This window comes from Methylobacterium sp. WL12, from assembly GCF_008039475.1.
GTDB lineage: Bacteria > Pseudomonadota > Alphaproteobacteria > Rhizobiales > Beijerinckiaceae > Methylobacterium > Methylobacterium cerastii.
In genome coordinates, this window is the sequence record NZ_VRUW01000170.1 from 1 (window position 1) to 3484 (window position 3484).

Here is a 3484-nt window from a genome sequence, read left to right on the forward strand (position 1 = left end):
ACTACGGGGCGACCGGACGGCCGCCCCGGGGGTGGGGTCAGGCGGCCTTCCGGTCGGCCTCGGCCGCGACGGCGCCGGGACCCGCGTAGCCGGGGTGCCGGATCTCGGGCGGCAACCAGGTCGACCCGACGACGCGGGCCAGCGCCACGGCGACGATCTCGGGCTTCGTCATGGAGGCGCAGCGCTTGGCCTCGGCGGCGCCGAGCACCTCCTCGATCGCCTTGAGCGCGATCGCCTTCGGGGCCGAGCGGAAGTAGTCCTCGGCGTCCCACCTGCTCGCGAGCGTCTCGGCGAGCCGGCCCTGGTCGAGCGCCGACGCCACCGCGACGGAGGTGGTGACCTGCCCCGGAGCGACGGTGGCGTTGTAGACTTGGAGGTCCAGCGTGCGGGCCGCGACGGCGGCCGCGGCCGCGAGCAGGTCCTCGATCGGCATGGCGAGGAACCTCGCCAGCGCGGGTTCGAAACTCTCCCCGTGGATCGAGGGCGTCACGCCGTATCCCTCGGTCCGGATCCGGACCGGATTCGTGTGGTGGCAGCCGGTGGCAGCGCCGGCGAGCAGCAGGGCGAGCCCCACCTTGGGCGAGGCCGTCACCGCATCCTGCGCCGCCAGCGTCAGCGCCTGGCTGAGGCGCACGACGAGCGCCGTCGACAGCGTAGCGGCCTCCGGCTTCTCTGCCTTCAACGCCTTGACCGCCTCGGCCTCGTCGACGCCGTCGATGACGGCGAAGGCCCGGGCCGCCTCCGCCGTCGCCGGACGGATCACGCCGTCCCGGTAATCGAACTCGCCGGTGCGGCCTATCCCGACGATGACGCCCGAGCGTGCCTTCTGCTCGGCGGTGTAGCCCTCCTGCTGCTGCGCCGCCTCGATCGCCTCGATCTCCTCCTCGGCCCGGGCGAGCTCCTCACCGTCATCGTACTCGTCGGTTTCGGCGTCGACGATCGCATGGAGCGCTTCGAGGCGGGCGAGCTCCTCGACCGTGCAGGCGCGGGGCTCGACGCTCAGCCGGGCCCAGGACCAGGTAGCCCTATCCGGCAGGGCGCTGTCGGGTGCCGCCCATGCCCATCCCGCGCCGACGAGCCGGGCGCACTCCGCCGCGATCCGCTCGTCGGCGAGCGTCTTGAGCAGCGCCGGATTCTCGACGCGGTGATCCTCGCCGAACAGGTCCTCGACGATCACGCCGCCGGCCGCGAGGTACGCGTCCCGGCCGACGAGCCGCAGGTTGCGGTTCGTGTCGTGCTCGCCGATGCCGAGCTCACGCTTGACCGCCCAAACCCCCAGCGTGTTCTGGGCCAGCATCTTCGCCAGCACCCGCTCCTGCTCCTCGAACGTGGGAGCCAGGGTTAGGACGCGGACGAACTCCACGACCCCGCTCCCGTCCCTACCCAGACGGCCCGAGCGCCAGGCATCGAGGACGGCGGGCGAGAGCTTGCCGATCGCCAGGATCCGACGCACCTCCTTGAGCTCGATACCGAAGCGCGCGGCGATCTCCGCCTCGCTTAGGCGGAGGTACGCGAGGTTCGCGAAGGCCACGTAGCGGTCGGCATCGTGCAGCGGGGCCCTCATCACGTTGGCGGCGAGGCCGATCTCCGCGCACTCCTCGGCCGTGCGCTCGACGACGGCAACGGTGTCGGTGCCCTTCATCCGCTTCGTGGCGACGAGGTGCTCCAGGGCCGCGAGGCGCCGGTTTCCGTCGGCGACGAAGTGGATCCCCTTGGGCCCGGAGACGACGACGAGCGGGGCGATCAGGCCGTGTGCGGCGATGCTGTCGGCGAGGGCCTCGATGCCGCCGGTCCGGTCGTGCTGCCGGACGTTGGCGATCCCGATCGGGGCGGACGCGTCGTGGCCGGGGCGGAGGCTCTTGATGGAGACGGTCTTCATGACGGGGTTCCTTTGAACTGAGGGCGGGACGGGATCAGCCGATCTGGGACAGGGTCCCGGCCTGGGGCACGGGATCCGACGGGGCGAGGCGGGCCTCGATGGCGGCGAGGCGGGCTTCCAGCAGGCCCACATGTCGGGCGAGTTCCGCCGAGCAGGCCAGGCGCAGGCTGCGCACGACGTCGTCGAGCGATGGCGCCGTGGGATCCGCTGCGGGCCGAGCCGGCCGGCGCGATGCGAGGTCGACGACGACCGCGCTCACGACCGCCTCGCCACGATGCGGGTCTCGCGGACGAGCCCGAGGGCCGAGAGCAGCCTCGGGCCCGGGGGGCGCCGACGGGCCAGCACGTCGCCCACGTACTGCCTGCTTAGGCCGACGCTGTCGGCCCAAGCGCTCGCCGTCCCCTCCTCGTTGATGGCCTCCCGGAGGCGGTCGATCGCCCCCCTCTCCGAAGTAACCGCTTCCTCGTCCATGGTGTACCTCCGCGCTCGAATCGTCGCTGGCAGTCAGCGTACCAGCAGATTTGAGTCCATCGGAAGTCCGCGCAACCCCTTTCCGAAAATAATTCTTTCCACAATGGCATTCACAACAGGCTGTTGGGGAAACTGTTGTGAATGCCGTCATTTCTGTTGGGGGCGATTGCTTGCGATGGGGTCTTGAAATCTTGAGGGATTATGAGACCATGAGGTGACGCCGATCTGCTGACCGGCAGCCAGGAGCCCTCCGATGACGCCCCTCACCGATACCGCCACCCAAGTCCGGATGCCGCCCATCGAGGCGGCCCCGGCGTTCTGCGACCTGGTCTGGAGGCGTGAGGGCGATGCCGTCTTCGTCGCCGCGCGCACGCCGCTCTACGACGCGGCCGCCTCGTGCGCGCGCTCGGGAATGGAGGCCGCGGGCTTCGTGCTGGACGGGCCCCATGTCGAGCTCGACCTCGCTGGCTGCGCCGACATCGAGCGCCTCGCCAAGCGACTGGCCGTCTGGACGGCGGCGGCCGAGCGGGAGCTCGCCTTCACGCGGAAGCGCGACGCGGCGCGGCGCCCGGTCGCCCGCGAGGCTGTCGAGCTTCTCCAAGACGGCCTCGACAGCATGATCGCCTCGGCGGCCTCGGCGGCCTGGGCGTTCGGCGGACGGCTGGATCTCGCGGAGCGGTTTGCCAGCGAGCCGAACCTCACGCGGAAGCAGTTCGACTGGGCGTGCGGCATCCTCGGCAGCGCGACGGCCGCCGTCGAATCCGTCGACGCGCGCCTCGCTACGCCGGCCGGGGCCGAGGCCCTGGAACGGGCGTACGACGAAGGCGTCCGGAACGACCTCCTGCTCGCATGCCGTGAACTCTCGGGCCTGGATACGGACAGGTGCCGAGAGGCCAACGGGCAAGGATGGAGCGCCACGACGTCCGGACCGGGGCACCGTCTCGCGAGCATGGACAGCCTATCGCCGACGCTGGCAGCGCACGCGCTGGCCCTCGTCTTCCCACATCGGCGCCAGCTCAGCCCCGCCCTGCGGGACAGGCTGTTCGAGCCGGCCCCGGAGCCTTCGCCAGCACCGTGACGAGGTCACGTGTCCTATGCATCCGCGTAAGGCAGAATCTTCAAGCGGCCCCACCC

The 3484-nt window shown here is 71.2% G+C and carries 4 protein-coding genes; 1 reads left to right on the plus strand and 3 read right to left on the minus strand.

The genetic code is table 11. The features are described 5' to 3' along the window. Window positions 1-37: 37 nt before the first annotated feature. The 3 genes from FV226_RS27015 to FV226_RS27020 are packed head-to-tail and all read right to left on the minus strand — an operon-like array spanning window position 38 to window position 2350. Window positions 38-1879: a ParB/RepB/Spo0J family partition protein gene (locus FV226_RS27015; protein ID WP_187278866.1), complete on the minus strand. Its 1842-nt coding sequence runs from the start codon at window positions 1877-1879 to the stop codon at window positions 38-40. A gap of 34 nt (window positions 1880-1913) precedes the next feature. Next, complete coding sequence (locus FV226_RS28265) at window positions 1914-2138, minus strand: hypothetical protein (RefSeq protein ID WP_187278867.1); 225 nt, start codon at window positions 2136-2138, stop codon at window positions 1914-1916. After that, on the minus strand, window positions 2135-2350 hold the full coding sequence (locus tag FV226_RS27020; RefSeq protein WP_147765342.1) for a hypothetical protein: 216 nt from the start codon (window positions 2348-2350) through the stop codon (window positions 2135-2137). Before FV226_RS27020 ends, FV226_RS28265 begins: the two co-directional genes overlap by 4 nt. A 253-nt stretch (window positions 2351-2603) precedes the next feature. On the opposite strand from FV226_RS27020, the gene FV226_RS27025 reads away from it, so the two are divergent. Beyond that, window positions 2604-3428 carry a hypothetical protein gene (locus tag FV226_RS27025; RefSeq protein ID WP_147765343.1) on the plus strand — a complete coding sequence of 275 codons (825 nt, stop codon included), beginning with the start codon at window positions 2604-2606 and terminating at the stop codon, window positions 3426-3428. The last annotated feature ends 56 nt before the right edge of the window (window positions 3429-3484 follow it).